Consider the following 3,630-nt stretch of genomic DNA (forward strand, 5'->3'; position numbering starts at 1 on the left):
CCGGGGAGCGCGGGGCGGCCATCGCGGCGCGGATGCGGTCGGGCGCGGCGGGCTCGGGGCCGAAGCCCCAGGCGGCCACCGCGTCGCCCATGCCGATGTCGAAGGCGCCGCCGGAGGCGCGGCCGATCTCCACGCCCAGCCGCAGCACCTCGATCAGCGGGGCAGGCAGCGTCACCCAAGCGCCGGCGCGCGCGGCGTTCAGGCGCATCAGGTCGCTGTCGGGCTTCCAGGTGGACATCTGGCCGTCCACCGCGTCCACCGCGGCCTGCAACGCGGCCTGCGCCGGCGCCGGGTCGAAGCCGGGGGCGGCGAAGAACAGCGCCGACCAGCGGGTGCCCATGGTCGGGCCGTTCAGCGCGTGGCGGACGGGTTCAGTAGACGTCCTCGACATAGCGTCCCTCCGCTCTGAGCATTCCCGGCGTCAGCCCCTGTGGCGCGAGGATCTCGGTCAGCGCCTCGGCGACGCCCGCGGCCATAGCGCGCCCGCCGCAGACCATCACCCGCGCTCCGTCACGGATCGCCCGGGCGACCTCGGCGCTTTCGGCGCGCAACGCGTCCTGGACGTAGTGCGGGCGGGGACCGCGCGAGACGGCCGTCGTCAGCCGGTCAAGCCGGCCTTGCGCCTGCCATTCGGCCAGTTCCTCGCCATAGAGGAAATCGCTGTCGGGATGGCGCATCCCGAAGAAGAGCCGCGCGGGGCGCCGGCGGGCATTGGCGCGGATGAAGCCCGCCAGCGGGCCGACGCCCGTCCCCGCCCCGATCAGGATCAGCGGTGCGTGGTCGCGGCCGGCGTGAAAGACGGGGTTGCGGCGCAGGAAGGCGCGGACCGTCCGCCCCGGCTCGAGCGCGGTGAGCTGGCCCGAGCACAGGCCGCCGGGGTGTTTCCTGACGACGATCTCGACGAAGCCGTCGCGGCGGCCCGAGGCGAGCGAATAGAGGCGCGGCACGGGCGAGCCTTCTGGCAGGACGCCCAGCAGGTCGCCGGCGTGAAACCGCGCGAGGCCCCGCCCGGTCAGGCGCTGCCAGAGCGAGGCCTTTGGCAGCGCGAAGCGCAGGATCGCGGTCGGCGCCTGCGCCTCGGCGCCGTAGTCGCGGCGCGAGACGAGCGTCAGGGTCTCGGCCGCGGGCAGGACGGGCTGGTGCGCGAGATCGAGGTCGGTCCCCAGCGCGGCGCCGAGCGCGCGGCCCCAGCGGGCGAATTCCTGTGACGACTGGCGGTCCACGGTGTCGAAGGGGACGAGCTCGGTCCAACCCTTCGCCCGCGCGACCCGCTCGACCGTCTCGGCGAAGGCGCAATAGGCCGGAAAGCCGCGGTCGCCGAAGCCGAGGACCGCGAGCGGCGCGGCGGGACCGGGCTCCATCCGCTCCAGCCGGTCGAGAAAGCCCCTGGCCGAAGCGGGCGCATCGCCGTCGCCGTAGGTGGCGGCGAGGATGATGACCCGTTTCGCGCTGGCATGGCGGGCCGGGTCGAAGGCCGACATCGGCGCGGCGTGGACCCGCTGGCCCGCTTCCGTCAATGCCTCCAGCAGCGTCGCCGCGAATCCCCAGGTGCTGCCGCCCTCGCTGCCGACGAGCAGGATCGTCTCGGCGCGGGCGGCGGACACGGCGCCGCGCAGCCTCGGCCGGCCCCGCCGCCCGGCGAGCCAGACGAGGACACCCGTCGCGCCCAGGACCGGCACGCCGAGCGCCGTCAGTCCCAGCGCCAGCCCGAGCACGGCGGCGCCCTTTCCGGTGTGGAGCATGGTGATCGTCTCCGAGACCCGCTGCCAGCCGGTCAGGTCGCTCCACGCGAGGAGCGCGCCGGTGCCCTGGTCGAGATATCCCGCGCCGCGATCGGTCTTGAGGGTGAAGACGTCGGTGGCGTCGCCGGGATAGGGAAAGCTCAGCTCCCGCAGGCCGGCGACGGGCGTGGCGCGCAGCAGGTCGATGGCGCGGAGCGCGACGCCGGTCTCGCCGCTCACCGCCGCCGGCGGGAACGGCGGGGCTCCGCCATCGGGCAGGAGATCGAAGGTCGAGGCCGTCATCCAGAGCGCCGTGGCCGAGGATAGCGCGAGCCCGAGCACGGCGATGCGCGCCGCCTCGACGTGGAGCCGCCCGGCCAGCGGGCCGCGCAGCGGCGCGAACCAGCGCCGCCAGCCGCCCGCGCGCCGGGCCACCAGTGCCGCGCCGGAGAGCACAAGCGCCAGCATCGCCGCCGCGCCCACCGCCGTGGCGATCCGGCCGCCGTCGCCGAGAAACAGCGAGCGGTGCAGGTTGGTGAGCCAGCGTTCGGTCGGGTTCGGGTCGGCCGAGGCGACGCCCCGGCCCGTCGCGGGGTCGATGACGGCGGCTCCGGGCACGCCGCCGTCGAACCAGTAGGCGGTGATCCTGCCCGATGGCGCGCGGCGGATCTGCTCGACGCCGGTATAGGCCGCCTCGATGCGGGCCGCGAGTTCGGCGACGCTGAGCGTCGCGTCGGCCCGCGGCGCGGCGAGGCGCTCGGCCGCCGGGAAGACCGACAGCGCCGCCCCGCTCAATGCCAGCACCGTGACCAGAGCCAGGGCCACGAGACCGGGCCAGCGATGGAGGGCGCGGATCATGGCCTCCATCCCTCACATGTCGTAGCTGAAGCTGGCCACGTAGCGGCGGCCACGCACGGGTTGGCCGGCGCCCTCGGTCGTCAGCGGCACGGCGATCTCGTTCGGGCTGTCGCGCATGTCCTCGACGGCCGCGTCGATGTGCAGCGTATAGCCCGCGTCGATGAGGGCGTCGGCGAGGTCGAGCGTGATCTCGAGCGTGCGCCCGGCGCCGACGCTGGCGCCGGTGATGCCGTTGATCTGCGCCGGGTCGCCGCCGGTGGCGCGGTGCCAGTCGGTCAGGTGCTCGTAGTATTTGGACGTGCCGCCGGCCATCCACAGGCTGCCGACATAGGCGCCCGAGGCGTCGGTGACGTAGAGCGCGAGATAGGCCCCGTCGCCGCCGTAGTCGTTGAGCGTGGTGGTCAGCGTGACGGGACGCGCCATGGCAAGCGCGGGCAGCGTAAGCGCCGTTGTCAGCGCGAGCGCGGCGAGAATCGGTTTCATCGGATCAAGCCTCCTTCTGGTGGTCGGAGCGGGTCAGTTCACCTGGACCCGCGGCCGGGCGCCGTTCCCGAAGAGCCCGTTCGGCGGTGGCGCCACGGATCCACCCGGCGCCGGGTCTCGGGCGTCGCCTCGGGCGTCGTCGTCGTCATCCTCGTACTCGAGGTCGATCACCCGCAGCGTCGCCGGGTGGATCTCGACCTCGATCTCGCGCCCGTCGCGATCGCGGCCCTTGACCTCGTAGCAGCCGTCATCGGTCCCGATACGGCGCACGGTCCAGCCGTTCTCCTCCGCCAGTCGGGCCACGGCCTCCCGCGGCTGCCAGTCGGCCCGGCTCACCGAACAATCGTCGCCGGCCAGCGCCGCGCCCGCCGGAACGGCGGCGAGAAGCGCCAGGAATGTCAGGGTTTGCCTCATCTCGGGTCTCCTTTCAGGATCGATGCCGTCAATCTGGAGGGTCCGCCTGAGGGGTTGCTGACGCGCCCGCGGATTCCGCTTCAGCCGACCGTCAGGAAGAAGCGGAGGGACAGATGCCCACTTCGGGGGCGACGGGATCCGAAGGACAAACAGC

The 3,630-nt window shown here is 73.8% G+C and carries 4 protein-coding genes; all 4 read right to left on the minus strand.

The window, feature by feature from the left end; all coding sequences use genetic code 11:
- Positions 1 to 391, minus strand: a 391-nt coding sequence (locus KBA23_RS16185; RefSeq protein ID WP_290743133.1) for an FAD:protein FMN transferase, incomplete at its 3' end; no start/stop codon positions are given.
- Entirely contained in the window at positions 372 to 2,579 is a 2,208-nt protein-coding gene (locus KBA23_RS16190) for a PepSY domain-containing protein (protein ID WP_290743135.1), read from the minus strand. The genes KBA23_RS16185 and KBA23_RS16190, both read right to left, overlap by 20 nt.
- 12 nt (positions 2,580 to 2,591) lie before the next feature.
- Positions 2,592 to 3,062: a DUF2271 domain-containing protein gene (locus KBA23_RS16195; RefSeq protein ID WP_290743137.1), complete on the minus strand. Its 471-nt coding sequence runs from the start codon at positions 3,060 to 3,062 to the stop codon at positions 2,592 to 2,594.
- A 33-nt stretch (positions 3,063 to 3,095) separates the two neighbouring features.
- On the minus strand, positions 3,096 to 3,476 hold the full coding sequence (locus KBA23_RS16200) for a PepSY domain-containing protein (protein ID WP_290743140.1): 381 nt from the start codon (positions 3,474 to 3,476) through the stop codon (positions 3,096 to 3,098).
- Positions 3,477 to 3,630: the final 154 nt, after the last annotated feature.

The organism is Amaricoccus sp., from assembly GCF_017995835.1.
Taxonomy (GTDB): domain Bacteria; phylum Pseudomonadota; class Alphaproteobacteria; order Rhodobacterales; family Rhodobacteraceae; genus Amaricoccus.